This is a genomic window from Streptomyces sp. NPDC088817 (assembly GCF_044750345.1).
GTDB lineage: Bacteria > Actinomycetota > Actinomycetes > Streptomycetales > Streptomycetaceae > Streptomyces.
The window spans coordinates 735,771-752,785 of the sequence record NZ_JBIVJN010000001.1 but is presented as its reverse complement, the minus strand read 5'-3'; the positions used below and the strand labels follow the sequence as shown (position 1 = coordinate 752,785).

The window sequence follows — 17,015 nt, the reverse complement described above, 5'->3', positions numbered from 1 at the left end:
ACCTCTTTCGGTGCCGGTCTGTCACAGATCGAGGACGAGTCGGCCGCAGCCCGCCGCCGCACGGGAGACGCAGATCATCATGGTCGCGCCCCCGTCCTGGTCGTCCTGGGTGAGCACCGCGTCCCGGTGCTCCGGCTCGCCCGAGACGACGGTGGTCTCGCAGGTGCCGCACAGGCCCTGCCGGCACGAGGACAGCACGCGGACACCGACGTCCTCGACCGCCTCCAGGATCGTGCGGTCGGTGAGCACCGAGACGGTCTTCCCGCTGCGTGCGAGCTCGACCTCGAACGGTTCGGCCACGGACCCGGGGCCCAGCGCGGTCGCCGCGAACCGCTCGGTGTGCAGCGAGCCGGGCGGCCACCCCATGCACAGGTCCTCGACCGCGCGCAGCATCCCGCCCGGCCCGCAGGCGTACACCAGCATGTGGGCCCGGGGCAGGGCGAGAACGCTCTGCAGGTCCATGCGGCCGTGCTCGTCCTCGGCGACGATCTCGACCCGGTCGCCGTACGCGTCGGTGAGCCGTTCGGCGAAGGCCATGCTGCCGCGCGAGCGGCCGCCGTAGACCAGGCGCCAGTCCTTGCCCGCCTCCGCCGCCCGCTCGATCATCGGGATGATCGGGGTGATGCCGATGCCGCCGGCCAGGAAGAGGTACTTCCGGGAGTCCCTGACCGGGAAGTTGTTGCGCGGCTCGGAGATCTCCAGCGCGTCGCCGGGGCGTACGTTCCCGTGGATCCAGCGGGAGCCGCCCCGCGAGTCGGGGACGTCGAGGACGGCGACACGCAGGTGCGACAGGTCGTCGGGGGAGGAGCACAGGGAGTACTGCCGCACGTACTGGCCGCCGAGGTGGACGTCGATGTGGGCGCCGGGCTCCCACGGCTGGAAGGGCGACCCGTCCGGAGTCACGAGGACCAGGGAGACGACACCGTCGGCGATCCGGTCCACGCGTTCCGCGATCACCTCGCGGGTGCGGGGCCCGACGCCGCGGCGGTCCGCGCGCGCACTGAGTCCGCCCATCTGATGCCTGCTTTCTCACGTGGTCCTCGGGGGCCGGGCGAACCGTGTCGCACCGGTGCGGGAATGTTAGGTAGCGCGGAGCGCCTTTCCCCGGGGCTTTCCACTCAGTAGAAACCGGTATGGGCGCCCTGGTCGACGTGTCCCTGCTCACGACCACCCCGACCTGCGGCTTCCCGGAACTTCCCGAGGGCTTTCCTTCGTCTCCCCTGGGTCGTAATGTGCGGTTTCATGAGCTCTCAGGACAAGCGGCCCACCGGGCGGGAGGCGTTGCCGGCGGGATCCGCCGGGGCGGCGCCGAAATCCGTCGCCGCCCGTGCGCTGAGGATCCTGGACACCTTCGACTCCGAGCACTACGAGCTGTCCTTGAGTGACATCTCTCGCCGCAGCGGGTTGCCGGTGGCCACCTGTCACCGGCTCGTCCGTGAGCTCGTCGAGTGGGGCGGCCTGCTGCGGACCGGCGGCCGGTACCGCATCGGCCACAAGCTGTGGTCCCTGGGGCTGCTGTCCGAGAGCCATCACGGCCTCGCCGAACTGGCCGCGCCGTACATGCACGACGTGCTGTTCCTGACCAAGCACGTGGTCAACCTCTTCGTCCTCGACGGCGCTCACGCGCTGCTGCTCGAACGGATCTCCGGGACCCAGCCCGGTCCGGCCCTGCACCGGGTGGGCGACCGCCTCGCCCTGCACGCCAGTGCCGGAGGGAAGGCGTTCCTCGCCTACGGGCCGCCGGAACTCGCGCGTTCCGCCCTGGCCAACCCGCAGCGGCTCACCCCGCACACCGTGATCGACCCGACCCGGCTGCGCCGTGAACTCGAACAGGTCCGGCGCAAGGGGTACGCCATGACCCTGGAGGAGGCGGTCGAGGGGGCGCACGGGATCGCGGTGCCGGTCACCGCCGTCGGCGGCGGTGTCATCGCGGCCCTCGGCGTGGTCACCGTCGGCACGCGTCCCCGTCCGGCCGGAATCGTCCCGGTCCTGCAGATCGCCGCCCGAAGCATCGCCAGGGAGGCAGGCCGCCTGGCCGCGTAGCGCGGCGCGGCGCGGCCGAGCGGAATGGGGGACCCGCACCCCGCCGCCGGGCTCAGGTGGGCACGCGTGCGTGGGCGGTTCGCCCGAGCCGGGCGTCGGTGTTCGCGTGGGATGGGCGCTTCACGGGGGCGGGGGTGCGCGGTCGGTCGTCGCCGGTGCGGGAATCCGCCCGGGACGCGGACGTCAGCCGTACGGGGCTTGGCGGTGCGGGAGTTCGTGCGGTGTGGGCATTCGCCCGGGACGCGGGCGTTGGCGGTGCGGGAGTTCGTGCGGGACGCGGGCGTTGGCGGTGCGGGGGTTGGTGGTGCGGGCACGCGCGCGGGACGCGGGCGGGGCGGGCATACGCGCGGGTCGGGCCTCCGCGGTGCGGAAGTTCGGGCGGGCCGCGTTCGGGGCGCGGGTGCTCTCGCACCCCGTGACGAGGCGCACGGCACCGCCCGCCAGCGGCGCGGCCCGGCACCGCCCGCCGGACGCGGTTCGCAGCGAGACACGACACCACCCGTCGGCAACACAGCGAGACACCGCGGGGCCGGTGTTCGCGGACGGGCGCTTGCGGTGCGGGTGTTCGCCGGACGGGCGTCATGACGCGAGGGCGGGGCCGTCGCGGGTGCCGCGCGAGGTTGGTGATTCGCGGTAAGGGCCGCGCGCGGCAGGCGTCGTAGAGGGATCCGGCGGTGGAGCCTGTGGCTCAGGTGCCGCCGGTCAGTAGGAGGGGCAGGCTGATCAGGGCCGTGGCGGCTGTCGTCGCCGCGGTCAGGGCCATCGCCGTGGGTGGCGGAGGCGCGGTCTCCCGGCGCATGCCGCCGACGAAAAAGGTGACGGCCGTGGCCGTGGCCGCGCAGGCCGCGCCCGCCCAGCCCAGTGGAGAGGAGCCGCTCGCCGCCGTGTGCAGGAGCAGCAGCGCACCCACCGACTGGGACATGGCTGTCCGTCGCCAGGCGAGCCGGGTGCGCTCGGGTTGCAGTCCCGGGTCCCGGACCACGACGCGGACGGGCGCGGCCCGCCTCACGCGGGCCCGCCGGCCCAGACCAGCACCGTGGTGAACGACGCGATCGCCGTGATCACGGTCGCCAGCACGGGCAGCAGCCAGGAGCCGGGCAGCGGCGCGTCACGCCGGATCGCTCGCTGGACGCGCCGCCAGTGCGGATAGGCCCCACCCGTGATGGCGACGGCCAGCAACGCGCAGACGACCGCGAGGAGTTCCCGCGCGTGCGGGATCGTGAAGGCCGGTACGAGCTGCCGCACCGCCACCGCCGCCGCGAGCAGGCTGACACCGGTACGGATCCAGGCCAGGAAGGTGCGCTCGTTGGCGAGCGTGAACCGGTAGTCGGGTTCCTTCTCCTCGCGGTCCCCGCCGTTCCCGCCCTCGCGCCCCCGGTCACTGCCCGTGCCCATGCCGTTCTACCCGCTTCCTTCCCGTGCCGTTCCACACCTGCCGGCATCCGCCGGCACCCCCGTACGCCCGTTCAGCTCCCCGCGCGGACCGCCGGGTCCGTGGCGACGGAGAACCGCGCCCCGCTCGTGGCGACGTCGATCGGGCCGTCGTACGTCGACGCGGCCTCCCCACGCCAGTACTCGGCGTCCGCCGGCCCCGCGAAGTGGGACAGCACCAGGCGCCGCGCTCCGGCCGCCTTGGCGATACGGCCCGCCCCGGCCGGCGGGGTGTGCGAGTTCTCCTGGTGGGCCAGGAAGGCCGCGGAGAAGCCACGGCTGCGGTAGAAGCCGAGGTTGACGGCCTCGTGGACGAGGATGTCGGTGCCCTCGGCCAGCCGGGCGAGGTTCGCCGACTCGGCCGTGTCCCCGGAGAACGTGATCGACCCGTACGCGGAGTCGATCCGGTAGGCGAGGGCCGGGTGCACCGGCGGGTGGTCCACCAGGACGGCGGTCACGGTGATCCGCTCGTCGGCGTAGACCTCGAACGGCTCCCCGGCGGCCGCCGAGCCCCTGGCCGGGGCGGCCACCTCCGAGGCGCGTACCAGGTCCGCCAGCGGCGGCCGGTCCTCGTCGCCCGCCCGGATGGCGATGTCGTAGGAGAACGCGTCCAGGGCGGAGGCCACGAGGCGGGCCGTACCGGCGAGGTGCCGGGTGCCCTCGTCCGGGTCGGGGCCGGGGCCGATGATGTCGACCGGGGTGGAGAAGCCGTTCACCGGCCGCCCCCAGTTCCACAGCAGGAACCCCGGGAGCTCGATCACGTGGTCGGAGTGCAGGTGCGTGATGAACCCCGCCCGGAACCGGTGCCCCCGCAGACCGGCCTCGCCCGCGGCGCGGGTGCAGCCGATGCCGAAGTCGACCAGGTAGAAGGCGTCGTCGACGACGACCGCGCTGGCGATGCCGTGCTCGGGGCCCCGGATGGCGGGCCCGGCGGCGACGCCGAGCGTGATGAGGTCCATGCCGCGCTGTGCGGACGTGGTGTCGGTCACCGGCGCTGTCCTTCCGGTACGGGAGCCGCCTCGTGCGGTGCCGGGGTGTGGTGGGGACGGGCGTTCACGGTCCGGGGTTCGAGGTACTCCTCCAGTCCCCAGCGGCCGCGTTCACGTCCGAGGCCGGAGGCCTTCCAGCCGCCGAACGGGGCGTCCGGCTCCACCTGGGTGTGCTGGTTGATCCAGACCGTGCCGGCCTCGATGTCCGCCGCCACCCGGTGGGCGCGGTCCAGGTCCGGCGACCACACCGAGGCGCCGAGCCCGAAGTCCTGTGCGTTCAGGCCGTCGATCGTCGTCCGGAGGTCGTCGTAGGCGACGACCGGCAGGGCGTTGCCGAACTGCTCGGCGTCGACGAGGTCCATGCCGACCTCGGCGTCCGTGACGATCGTCGGTTCGAGGAAGTGACCGGGCAGGTCGCAGCCGCGTCCGCCGCCCGCCGCGACCCGCGCGCCGACGGCGACGGCGCCGTCGACCAGGCCGCGGACGATGCCGTGCTGGGCGGCCGAGTGCATCGGGCCCATGGTCGACCCGGCCGCCACCCCGTGGCCGAGCCGGTGCGGGGCGACGGCCTCGGCCATCGCCTCGACCAGTTCGTCCCGCAGAGTGCGCGGCACGAAGACCCGCTTGACGGCCATGCACACCTGCCCCGCGTTGCGGAAGGCCGAACCGACGATGCCGCGCGCGGTCGTCTCGACGTCCGCGTCCGGCAGGACGATCGCGGGGTCGTTACCGCCGAGTTCCAGGGTGACGCGCTTGACCGTGGCGGCCGCCTGGGCGGCCACCGCGGTGCCGACCTCCGTCGACCCGGTGAAGGAGATCTTCCGGACGCCGCGCAGGCCGCTCAGCGCCACGTTGACCGCCCGGCCGGGGCTGGTGCGGTACTGCAGCACACCGGCGGGCAGGACCCGGTTCATGAGGTCGACCAGCGCCATGGTGGACAGCGGTGTCGTGGCGGAGGGCTTGGCGATGACGGTGCACCCGGCGGTCAGCGCGGGGGCGAGCTTCACGCACAGCAGGGAGATGGGGAAGTTCCACGGCGTGATGGTGCCGACCACGCCCACGGGCCGGTGGTGCACCTCGACCGTGCGGTCGGCCCGGTCGGGCAGCCGCTCCACCTCGTCCCAGGCGAGTGCGGCGTAGTGGTCAAGCAGCCCGGCGCCGACCCGGAACTCGCCGACGGCCTCGGCCAGGACCTTGCCCTGTTCCAGGGACAGCAGCCGTCCGAGTTCGTCCTCGTGGGCGCGGACGAGGTCCGCGCAGGCGTGCAGCGCGGCCCGCCGGGCCTCGCGGTCCGCGGCCCACGCCGGCGCGGCGGCCCGCGCGGCGGCGATCGCCTGCCGTACCTCGTCCTCGCCGTGCACCGGGGCCCGGCCGACCGGCTCCAGCGTGGCCGGGTCGTGTACGGCGTACGTCTCTTGGGCCATCTGCGTGCTCCTGGTCGGGGGCGGGGGGACGGGATGTCACGATCCCCGCAGGTCACGCCCTGGGCAAGCAGGTCATCCACTCAGTGGAAAGCGGACCGTGCCGCGGTGGCCGGCCCACCCTGAACGCGGCGGAGTTTTCCACAGGGTGGAAAGTGGGCTTGTCACGGATGCCGGTTCAGCCGGAGGCTCGGCCCGCGGACCCCCGGTCATTCGTACATTCCGCCGACGGACAAGTGAGAGCCATGACGAACAACACGCAGTTGCCCGTGGTCGTGACCGGGGTCGCCTCCGGTATCGGAGCGGCGGCCGGCCGCCTGCTCGCCGACAGGGGCCTGCCCGTCGTCGGAATCGACCGGTCGGTGCCCGAGTCCTTCGCGGGGACCTTCGTCCGGGCCGACCTGTCCACGCCCGCCGGTGCGCACGGGGCCGCGCGGAGCGTGCTGGACGCCGCTCCGGACGGGCTCGCGGGGCTCGCCAACATCGCCGGGGTGCCCGGAACGGCGCCCTGGCGGACGGTGCTCGGCGTCAACGTCTTCGGCCTGCGGGAACTGACCGCCGCTCTCGTACCGGCGATCCGGGAGGGAGGCTGCGTCGTCAACCTCTCCTCGGCCGTGGCCGGCGCCTGGGAGCGGAACCTGCCCGCGGTACGGGCCTTCGCCCTCGCCGCGGACACCGAGGCGGCGCTCGACGCCGTGGCCCGGGACGAGAGTGTCACCGGTCACTCGTACCGGTTCTCCAAGGAGTGCGTGCGGTACCTCACCGAACACCTCGCGGCCGAGTACCTGCCCCGCAGGGTCCGGGTGACCTCCGTCAGCCCGGGGCCCGTGGCCACGCCGATCCTCGACGACTTCAAGCGGGACCACGGCGTCGCCAAGGTCGAGGGGGCCGGCGCCCTGCTCGGACGGTTCGGGGAGCCGGCGGACATCGCCGGGGTCGTGGCCTTCCTGCTGAGCGACTCCGCGGCCTGGATCAACGGCACCGACATCCGCGTGGACGGCGGTCTGACGGCCCACCGCACCGTCCAGGAGGCCTCCGAGGCCGCCACCCCCACCGACTGACCCGAGCCGCACGCCCACACGTGGCCTGCCACCAGCCCCCGCCCGGCGGGCAGCCCACCGGATCTCGCTCGGTGGGCATGCCGCCGGATCTCGCTCGGTGGGCTGCCACTGGACTCCGCCTGGCGGGCTGTCACCGGGCCTTGCCTGGTGGGCTGTCGCCGGATCCCGCCCGGCGGGCAGCCCACCGGATCCCGCTCGGTGGGCTGCCACTGGACTCCGCCCGGCGGGCCGTCACCGGGCCTTGCCTGGTGGGCTGTCGCCGGATCCCGCCCGTCGGCCCGCTACCGGACTCCGCCTGGCGGGCTGTCGCCGGGCCTTGCCTGGTGGGCTGTCGCCGGATCTCGCTCGGTGGGCATGCCGCCGGAGTCCGCTCGGTGGGCTGCCACTGGACTCCGCCCGGCGGCCCGCCACCGGACCCGGCCCGGCGGCCCGTCACCGATCCCGCCCGCCGGGCCTCAGCCGTCCTCGCCCGCCGGCCGGGTGAGCCGTACGGTGCCGTCGGGGCCGGCCAGTAGGACCGGGGTCTTCGCGCCGCCCAGGTCCCGTACGGCGGCCAGGTCCTCCGGGGCGATCTCCTCCGCCTCGCCGACCACCGCCGCAGCCTCCAGGGACGTCGCCCCGGACGCGACGGCCATCGCCACCGCCGTCCGCAGGGCGCTCAGCCTCAGTGAGGCGAGGGACACCGACCCGGCGACATACGTACGCCCCGTCTCGTCCCGTACGGCCGCGCCCTCCGGCACACCGTTGCGGGCCCGTGCCGAACGGGCCAGAGTGACGATCTTGAGGTCCTCGGGGTCAAGCGCGTTGGTCTCGGTCATGCCCCGAGCATAGGAGCAGCCCCGGCGCCTGCCGAGATCACCCCGGCGTGCGGCTCCCCGGGGCTCACTCCGGCTTCCCCTCCCCGTCCTCGGCGGGCGCCGTCGGGGGCACCGGCTCCGCGAGTACGGTCACGATCTTGTTCCGCCGTCCGGCCGCCGCCTCCGCGGTCAGCCGCAGCTCCCGGCCGTCGGGCAGCTCCACGACCGCCGACGCGCCCGCGATGGGCACCCGGCCCAGGGCCTTGGCGAGCAGCCCGCCGACCGTCTCCACGTCCTCGTCGTCGTACTCCTCCAGGCCGTACAACTCGCCCAGGTCCGTGATGTCCAGGCGCGCGGTGACGCGGTAGCGGTCGTCGCCGAGCGGCTCCACCGGTGGCAGCTCACGGTCGTACTCGTCCGTGATCTCGCCGACGATCTCCTCGAGGATGTCCTCGATCGTGACGATGCCGGCCGTGCCGCCGTACTCGTCGATGACGACGGCGACGTGGTTGCGTTCCTTCTGCATCTCGCGGAGCAGGTCGTCGGCGTTCTTCGTGTCCGGCACGAAGACGGCCGGACGCATCGCCGTCGACACCAGCTCGCTCTCGGCGTCCCGGTTGATGTGCGTCCTGCGGACCAGGTCCTTCAGATAGACGATCCCGACGATGTCGTCCTCGCTCTCGCCGGTGACCGGAATCCGCGAGAAGCCGGAGCGCAGCGCCAGCGTGAGGGCCTGGCGGATGGTCTTGTACCGCTCGATCACCACCAGGTCGGTGCGCGGCACCATGACCTCGCGCACGAGGGTGTCGCCCAGTTCGAAGACCGAGTGCACCATGCGCCGCTCGTCGTCCTCGATCAGCGACTCCTGCTCGGCCAGGTCGACCATGGCGCGCAGCTCCGCCTCGGAGGCGAACGGGCCGCGCCGGAACCCCTTGCCGGGGGTCAGCGCGTTGCCGATGAGGATCAGCAGCGACGGGATCGGGCCCAGCACCCGCGCGAGCGGCACCAGCACGTACGCCGCCACGGTCGCCGTGTTCAGCGGGTGCTGGCGGCCGATGGTGCGCGGGGAGACCCCGACGGCCACGTACGAGACGAGCACCATGACCGCGATGGCGACGACCAGCGCCTGGGCCGTCCCGGAGAACGACTCCAGGCACGCGTAGGTGACCAGCGCGGCAGCCGCCATCTCGCAGGTCACGCGCACCAGCAGCGCCAGGTTGAGGTAGCGGGTCGGGTCGGCGGCGATCCGGGCCAGCTTGGCGCTGCCGCGGCGGCCCGCCTTCACGGCCTCCTCGGCACGGAAGCTGGACACCCGTGCCAGGCCCGCCTCCGCGCAGGCGGCGAGCCAGGCGACGACGACCAGCGCGATCGCGCCGACGACGATCTGAGGGCTCATGGGCGGGTTACGAGACGGTGGGCGCCGGGGACGGGCCGTGCAGGCCCTGCTCGGCGCGCCAGCCGTCCACGATCGCCGCCTGGAGACCGAACATCTCGGCCTTCTCGTCCGGCTCCTCGTGGTCGTAGCCGAGCAGGTGCAGCACGCCGTGGACGGTGAGCAACTGGAGCTCCTCGTCCATGGAGTGCTGCGTCGGGGCCTCGGTGCCCTGCTTCGCGGCGACCTCGGGGCAGAGCACGATGTCGCCGAGGAGGCCCTGCGGGGGCTCGTCGTCGTCCTTCGACGGCGGCCGCAGCTCGTCCATCGGGAAGGACATGACGTCCGTGGGGCCCGGCAGGTCCATCCACTGGACGTGCAGCTGCTCCATGGCGTCGGCGTCCACGACGATCACCGAGAGCTCGGAGAGCGGGTGGATGCGCATGCGGGTGAGTGCGTAGCGGGCGATGTCGAGGATCGCCCGCTCGTCGACCTCGGTTCCCGACTCGTTGTTGACGTCGATCGACATGCTGGTGCTGGTCTACTTCCCCTTGTGCCCGTGTCCGTGTGCGTGCCCGGACCTGCCGTGGCCGCCGGTCCTGTCGGGCCCGCCGTTCTCGGTGCCGTTCTTGCTGTCGTACTTCTCGTACGCGTCGACGATACGGCCCACGAGCTTGTGCCGGACGACGTCGTGCGACGACAGCCGGGAGAAGTGGACGTCCTCGACCCCCTCCAGGATCTCCTGCACCTGCCGCAGCCCGGACTTCTGGCCGTTGGGCAGGTCCACCTGGGTCACGTCGCCCGTGATGACGATCTTCGAGTCGAAGCCGAGCCGGGTGAGGAACATCTTCATCTGCTCGGGGCTGGTGTTCTGGGCCTCGTCCAGGATGATGAAGGCGTCGTTGAGGGTGTTGTGCGTCAGCAGATGGTCCTGCGTGACGTACAGGGAGTCCTCGGCCGCCACCTGGATGCAGACGCACTCCTCCCGGCCCGCCGGCTCGATGCTGTCGATGAACCGCATTGGACGTCCGCCGCCACCGGCCGCCTGGTACCGGTCCCGCTTGCGGGCGAGGCGGAAGGGCTCGATGCCTTCGGGGAGACGGATGTCGATGACGTGGGCGTCGCGACGGTGGGCGACGTCCCGCCCCTCCGCGCGGCCCGGACCGCGCCCCTCGGCGGCCCTGCGACGGCTGTGGGCGACGCCGCCCAGTGACTGCACCAGAGCGATCACATCGTCACGGAGCAGGATGGATGTCGTCGTGTACTGGACGCGACAGGTGCGGTTCTTCTGGACGACGGGGCCGCCGTCGGAGTCGAGCAGCCCCTGCAGGACCGCCAGCCGTACCTCGGCCGAGTTGAAGAGGTAGTCGTCGGGGACGAACTTGCTGTACGAGCGCGTCCGCAGCAGGTCCAGCCGGCGCAGAACGCCGGTGACCGGGTTCTCCAGGGTGACCACGTCGCCGGCGGCCTTGTCCCGGTTGAGGACGTAGTCGGGCCCGCCGCGATGCCGTACCGAGACTCCGGGAAGGGCTGATTGCAGGGCCGACGCCAGTTCCGGGTCCGCGGTGGCGAAAGAGGGGGTGGTGGAGCCGGTCAGGCATCCGTCGCCCAGCAGGAGCCCCAGCGCATAGGGGGCCATCGGTACTTCACGCTCGGGGAAGCACACCGGTGCCGTGAGCATCGGCAGCTCGTATCGGCGCGCGTGCGCGGCACGCACGTTGCCGATCATCTCCTGGGTCTCCAGGACCCGCCACGGCTTGTCGCGGCGCTTGTCGTCGCGCGTCCTGACCGTCCACAGGTGCTCGCCGCAGCACAGGGTCCAGGAGCCGTCCTGGGCGGTGACACGGTAGATGTCCTTCTCGCCCTGCGGATAGACGCCCAGGACCGGGGTCGGCTCGCCGTTGGAGCCGATGACGAGGTCACCGACCTGAAGATCGCCGATCGGGCGCCAGCCGTCCGGCGTCAGCACGTTCGTGAAGCGCGGTTGTGCGCGGCCGCGCATGTAGGCGAGCGGCGCGACCTCGATCGTGCCCGCCGCCATCAGACGCGGGATGGAGTCCGGGTCGATCATGTCGTGCAGCGCGTCGTACAGCGGGCGCAGATATGGGTCGATCTTCTCGTAGAGCGTGCCGGGCAGGAAGCCCAGGCGCTCGCCGGCCTCGACCGCGGGGCGGGTCAGGATGATGCGGTTGACCTGCTTGGACTGCAGGGCCTGCACCGCCTTGGCCATGGCCAGGTAGGTCTTGCCGGTGCCGGCGGGGCCGATACCGAAGACGACCGTGTGCTTGTCGATCGCGTCGACGTACCGCTTCTGGTTGAGCGTCTTGGGGCGGATCGTGCGGCCGCGGGAGGACAGGATGTTCTGCGTCAGGACCTCGGCGGGGGTCTCGTGACCGTCGCTCTCGCCGTTCTCGCTCGCCTTGAGCATGGCGATGGAGCGCTCCACCGCGTCCTCCGTCAGCGGTTGCGCGGTGCGGAGCACCAGCATCATCTCGTCGAACACGCGCTGGATCAGGGCGACGTCGGCAGGATCTCCGACCGCGCTGATCTCGTTGCCCCGGACATGGATGTCGGCCCCCGGGAAGGCCTTCTCGATCACGCGCAGGAGAGAGTCGCCTGACCCCAGGACGGTCACCATGGGGTGCTGGGCGGGGACGGTGAACTGTGCTCTGGCCTGCCCCTGCGCGGGGGTCTTGGCTGCGGGTGTCTGAGTCATGGGCCGGCGCTGAGGCCTGCGGTTCCTCCTCGTCACGGCCGCACACGTCAGGGCGGCCTCGCGCTTCCCAGGGTACGACGGGGGAGGGACAACGCCGTAGGGCTTTTCGGCGACCGGAGCGACCCAGGTGACCCGGAGGGGACTGGCGCCCTAGCGGGCCTGGAGCGGCGTCAGCCCGGCACGGGCGACGCGCCGGCCGCCGGCCCCGCCTCCCGCTGGGTCCGCAGCAGGTCCCGGAACCAGCGGTAGGACGCCTTCGGGGTGCGCTCCAGGGTCTCGTGGTCGACGTGCACCAGGCCGAACCGGCGGGCGTAGCCCTCCGCCCACTCCCAGTTGTCCAGCAGCGACCACACGAAGTAGCCGCGCACGTCGACGCCCGCCTCCAGGGCCCGGTGCAGGGCGCGGAGGTGTCCGTCCAGGTAGGCGATGCGGTCCTGGTCGTCGAGGCCCTCGTAGGAGCACCCGTTCTCGGTGATGACGACGGGCGGGAGCCGGTCGCCGTAGTGGTCGTGCAGGCCGGTCAGCAGCTCGGTCAGCCCCTCCGGGACCACGGGCCAGCCGAAGTCCGTGACCGGGTGGCCCTCGATCTCCCTTACCGAAAAGGGCAGTTCGGCGGGCAGGGTGAGACCGCCGAACTCGATCTCCTCGCCCTGAGGGGCGCCCACCCGGGTCGGGGCGTAGTAGTTGACGCCGTACCAGTCAAGGGGCTCGGCAATGATCTCCAGGTCCGAGGCCAGTGCCCCGGGGGTGCCCGGCATCAGCTCGCCCAGTCCCTCGGGGTAGCGGCCGAGCAGCAGCGGATCGGCGAACAGGCGGTGCAGCAGCAGGTCGTAGAGGCCGGCCGCCTCGACGTCCGCCTGTTCCCCGGAGGCCGGCCGGACGGGACTGTGCGAGTTGGCGATGCCGATGTCCGCGGCCCCGGCGGCGCGCAGCGCCCGGACGGCCAGGCCGTGGGCGAGCAGTTGGTGGTGGGCGGCCGGGAGCGCGTCGAACAGCAGCCGCCTGCCCGGCGCGTGCACGCCGAGGGCATGGCCGAGCAGGGTGTGCTCGGCGGGCTCGTTGAGCGTGATCCACTTTGTCACGCGGTCGCCCAGGCGCTCGGCGACCACCGCCACATGGTCGGCGAACCGCGCGGCCGTGTCCCGCTCCAGCCAGTCGAGGCGGGCCGGCAGGTCCCAGTGGAAGAGTGTGGGGACCGGGCGGACGCCGGCCGCGCACAGGTCGTCGACCAGGCGGTCGTAGAAGTCGAGGCCGCCGGGGGAGTCCACCCGGGGCCAGGAGACGGAGAAGCGGTACGCGCCGACGCCGAGGCCGGCCAGCAGCGCCACGTCCTCGCGGTGGCGGTGGTAGTGGTCGCAGGCCACCGCCGCCGTCGAGCCGTCCTTGATCCGTCCCGGCCCGGCCGAGAACGTGTCCCACACGGACGGCTCGCGCCGGTCGGCCGCCCCCTCGATCTGGTGGGCCGAGGTGGACACGCCCCACAGGAAGCCGGCCGGGAACCGGGGCATCGGTTTCGTCGCCATGGGCGGATCATCCTTACCGTCGGTAACGGAAGTCAACGCCCCGGCGGGGAAAAGGGCCTCACGCGCCCTCCTTCAGTACGCGGGAGATGAGTTCGCGCTGCTCCCCGGTCAGCCGGGGATCGGCCGCGTACACCGTCCGGCCGTCCACGGTGATCTCGTAGCTGAAGCCGTCGGGCACCCCGGCCGGCGGCGCGGCCTCGCCGCCCGCCAGCGCCCGCTCGGCCAGGTCCCGCCACTGCGGGGCGTCGGGCCGCCCCGAGACGTCCACCTCGGCGCGGCGCTCGATGCCCGCGAACCCTCCTGTGCGCCTCACTCGAATCAGCATGGTCCGTGTCTAGTACGGAACTACAGCGTCCGCACCCCCACCTGCTCCCAGGCCTTGCGCACGGCCTCGAGTTCGCCGCCGTCGGAGCCGTACCGTTCCCGCGCGGCCCGCACGGTGAGCGTGGCGAAGTCAGTGAACTGCGCGTCCTCGTGCAGCTCGCCGCCGGTCAGCACGTCGTACCAGAGCTGCCCCGCCTTCTCCCAGGAGTGGCCGCCGAGCGCCGTGGCGACCAGGTAGAAGGCGTGGTTGGGGATGCCGGAGTTGATGTGGACGCCGCCGTTGTCGCTGCCGGTGTGGACGTAGTGGTCCATGGCGGCCGGCTGCGGGTCCTTGCCGAGCACGTCGTCGTCGTACGCCGTGCCCGGTGCCTTCATGGAGCGCAGCGCGGTGCCGCTGACACCCGGGGCCAGCAGTCCGGCGCCGATCAGCCAGTCGGCCTCGGTGGCGGTCTGGCCGAGCGTGTACTGCTTGATCAGCGAGCCGAAGACGTCGGAGACCGACTCGTTGAGCGCGCCCGACTGCCCGAAGTAGGCCAGGTTCGCGGTGTGCTGGGTGACCCCGTGGGTCAGCTCGTGGCCGATGACGTCCACCGGGATGGTGAAGTCCAGGAAGATCTCGCCGTCACCGTCGCCGAACACCATCTGCTCGCCGTTCCAGAAGGCGTTGTTGTACTTCTTGTCGTAGTGCACGGTCGCGTCCAGCGGCAGTCCGCTGCCGTCGATCGAGTCGCGCCGGTAGGCCGTGAGGTACAGCTCGAAGGTGGCGCCGAGGCCGGCGTAGGCGCGGTTGACCGTGGCGTCCCCGCCGGGGTCCTGGCCCTCGGCGCGCACCTTTCTGCCGGGCAGTCCGGTGCCGTGCCGGGCGTCGTAGACGGTGCGGTGCGGATGCCCGTCCCGCTTGCCTGTGGGCGCGGCGACGGCGGGCGCGCCGATGACGGTGGTCAGCCGCCGCCGGGTGCGCTCGAAGGCGTCGCGTTCCAGGGTCCGGCGGGCGGGTCCGGAGAGCGCGGGGTCCTCGTTGCGGGCCAGGCGGTCGAGGACGTGCGGCGGCACGATGGTGCAGAAGACGGGCTCGGAGCCCCTGGTGGTCGTCATATCCGGAACCATTGCACTGCGTGGTCACCATGTCACTACCCGCAACCGTGATTGGTGAAATATCGGGGCAAGGGTCCCCCCGTCCGTCACGGAGTGATAGGTGGAGGGACGTCGGCGCCGCGTGACATCGCGCACTTTTTGCCCTGATTGTCCCTTCGGTTTCGCATACTGGGACGGGCCCGCGCATCCGGCGCGGCTCGGCTAGGCTGCGGACCATCATGCGTTTCGGGCTGCTTCTCCTTAGCTGCCGCGGCGAGGGCCTGTAGTCGAGGCCGACCCCCTCCCCGCGGAGTTCGGCGTTGCGCCGTCGGCCGTTCTCCGGCACCCGCGGACCCGCGGATCTCACGAGGAGCCCACGCCACCATGGTCAACCGTCAGCAGCCCAGTTCCATGCCGATCCACAAGTACGGCCGTTACGAGCAGGTCGACATCCCCGACCGCACCTGGCCCGGCCGCCGGATCACCGCCGCCCCCCGCTGGCTCTCGACCGACCTGCGCGACGGCAACCAGGCCCTGATCGACCCGATGTCGCCCGAGCGCAAGCGCCGGATGTTCGACCAACTGGTCGCGCTGGGCTACAAGGAGATCGAGGTCGGCTTCCCGGCCTCCGGCCAGACCGACTTCGACTTCGTGCGCTCGATCATCGAGGAGGAGGGCGCGATCCCCGAGGACGTCACGATCTCCGTACTGACCCAGGCCCGCGAGGACCTGATCGAGCGGACCGTGGAGTCCCTGAAGGGCGCCCGGCGGGCCACCGTCCACCTCTACAACGCCACCGCCCCGGTCTTCCGCCGGGTCGTCTTCCGCGGCTCCAGGGACGACATCAAGCAGATCGCCGTCGACGGCACCCGCCTGGTGATGGAGTACGCCGAGAAACTGCTGGGCCCCGAGACGGAGTTCGGCTACCAGTACAGCCCCGAGATCTTCACCGACACCGAGCTGGACTTCGCCCTGGAGGTCTGCGAGGCGGTCATGGACGTGTACCAGCCGGGCCCGGGCCGCGAGATCATCCTCAACCTGCCCGCCACGGTGGAGCGTTCGACGCCGTCGACACACGCGGACCGCTTCGAGTGGATGCACCGCAACCTGTCCCGCCGCGAGTACGTGTGCCTGTCCGTCCACCCGCACAACGACCGCGGCACGGCCGTCGCCGCCGCCGAGCTGGCGCTGATGGCCGGCGCCGACCGCGTCGAGGGCTGCCTGTTCGGCCAGGGTGAGCGCACCGGCAACGTCGACCTGGTCACCCTGGGCATGAACCTGTTCTCGCAGGGCGTCGACCCGCAGATCGACTTCTCCGACATCGACGAGATCCGCCGTACGTGGGAGTACTGCAACCAGATGGAGGTCCACCCGCGCCACCCGTACGTGGGCGACCTGGTCTACACGTCCTTCTCCGGCTCCCACCAGGACGCCATCAAGAAGGGCTTCGACGCCATGGAGGCCGACGCGAAGGCCAGGGGCGTCATGGTCGACGACATCGAGTGGGCGGTGCCGTACCTGCCCATCGACCCCAAGGACGTCGGCCGCTCCTACGAGGCCGTCATCCGCGTCAACTCGCAGTCCGGCAAGGGCGGTGTCGCCTACGTCCTGAAGAACGACCACAAGCTGGACCTGCCGCGCCGGATGCAGATCGAGTTCTCGAAGATCATCCAGGCCAAGACGGACGCCGAGGGCGGCGAGGTCACGCCGAAGGACATCTGGGCGGCCTTCCAGGACGAGTACCTGCCGAACCCGGACAACGCCTGGGGCCGCATCCAGGTCAGGACCGGCCAGTCGACGACGGACACCGACGGGGTCGACACCCTCACCGTCGAGGCCACCGTCGACGGCGAGGACACCGTCCTCACCGGCTCAGGCAACGGTCCGATCTCGGCCTTCTTCGACGCCCTGCAGTCCATCGGCGTCGACGTGCGCCTGCTCGACTACCAGGAGCACACGATGAGCGAGGGCGCCTCCGCCCAGGCCGCCTCGTACATCGAATGCGCGATTGACGACAAGGTCCTGTGGGGAATCGGCATCGACGCGAACACGACACGTGCGTCGCTGAAGGCCGTCGTCTCGGCCGTCAACCGCGCGGCGCGCTGACCGCTCTGACCGGTGCTTTCGGGGCCCCGGACGCCTGCTGAGGCGGCCGGGGCCCCGTCGTGTGCCCGGTGCGTATCGGCCAGTCGGCGACCCAGGTCACGGAAAGGTCTCGTCCGGGGTGCTGACGGCACCTCCGCAATGTGGCTAACATCACGCCA

General features: G+C 72.1%; 15 protein-coding genes and 1 pseudogene. 3 read left to right on the top strand and 13 right to left on the bottom strand.

Annotated elements, in window-relative coordinates; all coding sequences use genetic code 11:
• Nucleotides 1-21: 21 nt before the first annotated feature.
• Nucleotides 22-1,014 carry a PDR/VanB family oxidoreductase gene (locus tag ACIP4X_RS03500; RefSeq protein WP_358729412.1) on the bottom strand — a complete coding sequence of 331 codons (993 nt, stop codon included), beginning with the start codon at nucleotides 1,012-1,014 and terminating at the stop codon, nucleotides 22-24.
• A 228-nt stretch (nucleotides 1,015-1,242) separates the two neighbouring features.
• Here ACIP4X_RS03500 and ACIP4X_RS03495 point away from each other — a divergent pair, with 228 nt between their 5' ends.
• A complete protein-coding gene (locus ACIP4X_RS03495; protein WP_358729413.1) occupies nucleotides 1,243-2,043 on the top strand; it encodes an IclR family transcriptional regulator in 801 nt (266 codons plus the stop codon).
• Between the two features lie 688 nt (nucleotides 2,044-2,731).
• Here the strand turns inward: ACIP4X_RS03495 and ACIP4X_RS03490 are convergent.
• The 4 genes from ACIP4X_RS03490 to ACIP4X_RS03475 all read right to left on the bottom strand — a co-directional run bounded on the left by ACIP4X_RS03490 (nucleotide 2,732) and on the right by ACIP4X_RS03475 (nucleotide 5,887).
• Nucleotides 2,732-3,025 carry a DUF202 domain-containing protein gene (locus tag ACIP4X_RS03490; protein WP_401346405.1) on the bottom strand — a complete coding sequence of 98 codons (294 nt, stop codon included), beginning with the start codon at nucleotides 3,023-3,025 and terminating at the stop codon, nucleotides 2,732-2,734.
• 23 nt (nucleotides 3,026-3,048) lie between these two features.
• On the bottom strand, nucleotides 3,049-3,438 hold the full coding sequence (locus ACIP4X_RS03485) for a DUF202 domain-containing protein (RefSeq protein WP_358729415.1): 390 nt from the start codon (nucleotides 3,436-3,438) through the stop codon (nucleotides 3,049-3,051).
• Nucleotides 3,439-3,509: 71 nt separating this feature from the next.
• Nucleotides 3,510-4,463, bottom strand: a complete 954-nt coding sequence (locus ACIP4X_RS03480; protein WP_358729416.1) for an MBL fold metallo-hydrolase — start codon at nucleotides 4,461-4,463, stop codon at nucleotides 3,510-3,512.
• Nucleotides 4,460-5,887: an aldehyde dehydrogenase family protein gene (locus tag ACIP4X_RS03475; RefSeq protein ID WP_358729417.1), complete on the bottom strand. Its 1,428-nt coding sequence runs from the start codon at nucleotides 5,885-5,887 to the stop codon at nucleotides 4,460-4,462. The genes ACIP4X_RS03480 and ACIP4X_RS03475 overlap by 4 nt, the downstream gene beginning before the upstream one ends.
• 242 nt (nucleotides 5,888-6,129) lie before the next feature.
• Between ACIP4X_RS03475 and ACIP4X_RS03470 the strand changes: the two genes are divergently transcribed.
• Nucleotides 6,130-6,945 (top strand): SDR family oxidoreductase, encoded by an 816-nt coding sequence (locus ACIP4X_RS03470; protein ID WP_358729418.1) that lies wholly within the window; start codon nucleotides 6,130-6,132, stop codon nucleotides 6,943-6,945.
• A 455-nt stretch (nucleotides 6,946-7,400) separates the two neighbouring features.
• Here ACIP4X_RS03470 and ACIP4X_RS03465 read toward each other — a convergent pair whose 3' ends face one another.
• From ACIP4X_RS03465 to ACIP4X_RS03430, 8 genes and pseudogenes are all read right to left on the bottom strand, one after another.
• Complete coding sequence (locus ACIP4X_RS03465) at nucleotides 7,401-7,763, bottom strand: cytidine deaminase (protein ID WP_100566918.1); 363 nt, start codon at nucleotides 7,761-7,763, stop codon at nucleotides 7,401-7,403.
• Nucleotides 7,764-7,827: 64 nt separating this feature from the next.
• Nucleotides 7,828-9,138 carry a hemolysin family protein gene (locus ACIP4X_RS03460; RefSeq protein WP_358729419.1) on the bottom strand — a complete coding sequence of 437 codons (1,311 nt, stop codon included), beginning with the start codon at nucleotides 9,136-9,138 and terminating at the stop codon, nucleotides 7,828-7,830.
• A gap of 7 nt (nucleotides 9,139-9,145) precedes the next feature.
• Complete coding sequence (gene ybeY, locus ACIP4X_RS03455; protein WP_391453114.1) at nucleotides 9,146-9,643, bottom strand: rRNA maturation RNase YbeY; 498 nt, start codon at nucleotides 9,641-9,643, stop codon at nucleotides 9,146-9,148.
• 12 nt (nucleotides 9,644-9,655) lie between these two features.
• Nucleotides 9,656-10,135 carry a PhoH family protein gene (locus ACIP4X_RS03450; protein WP_391453814.1) on the bottom strand — a complete coding sequence of 160 codons (480 nt, stop codon included), beginning with the start codon at nucleotides 10,133-10,135 and terminating at the stop codon, nucleotides 9,656-9,658.
• 153 nt (nucleotides 10,136-10,288) lie between these two features.
• Nucleotides 10,289-11,542 (bottom strand): annotated as a pseudogene (locus tag ACIP4X_RS03445) (PhoH family protein); the annotation flags it as partial.
• A 458-nt stretch (nucleotides 11,543-12,000) separates the two neighbouring features.
• Nucleotides 12,001-13,353, bottom strand: a complete 1,353-nt coding sequence (locus tag ACIP4X_RS03440; protein WP_358729422.1) for a GH1 family beta-glucosidase — start codon at nucleotides 13,351-13,353, stop codon at nucleotides 12,001-12,003.
• Nucleotides 13,354-13,411: 58 nt separating this feature from the next.
• On the bottom strand, nucleotides 13,412-13,678 hold the full coding sequence (locus tag ACIP4X_RS03435; protein ID WP_358729423.1) for a protealysin inhibitor emfourin: 267 nt from the start codon (nucleotides 13,676-13,678) through the stop codon (nucleotides 13,412-13,414).
• A gap of 20 nt (nucleotides 13,679-13,698) precedes the next feature.
• Complete coding sequence (locus ACIP4X_RS03430) at nucleotides 13,699-14,772, bottom strand: M4 family metallopeptidase (RefSeq protein ID WP_358729424.1); 1,074 nt, start codon at nucleotides 14,770-14,772, stop codon at nucleotides 13,699-13,701.
• A gap of 363 nt (nucleotides 14,773-15,135) precedes the next feature.
• On the opposite strand from ACIP4X_RS03430, the gene leuA reads away from it, so the two are divergent.
• Entirely contained in the window at nucleotides 15,136-16,857 is a 1,722-nt protein-coding gene (leuA, locus tag ACIP4X_RS03425) for a 2-isopropylmalate synthase (RefSeq protein WP_391453117.1), read from the top strand.
• Nucleotides 16,858-17,015 lie beyond the last annotated feature (158 nt).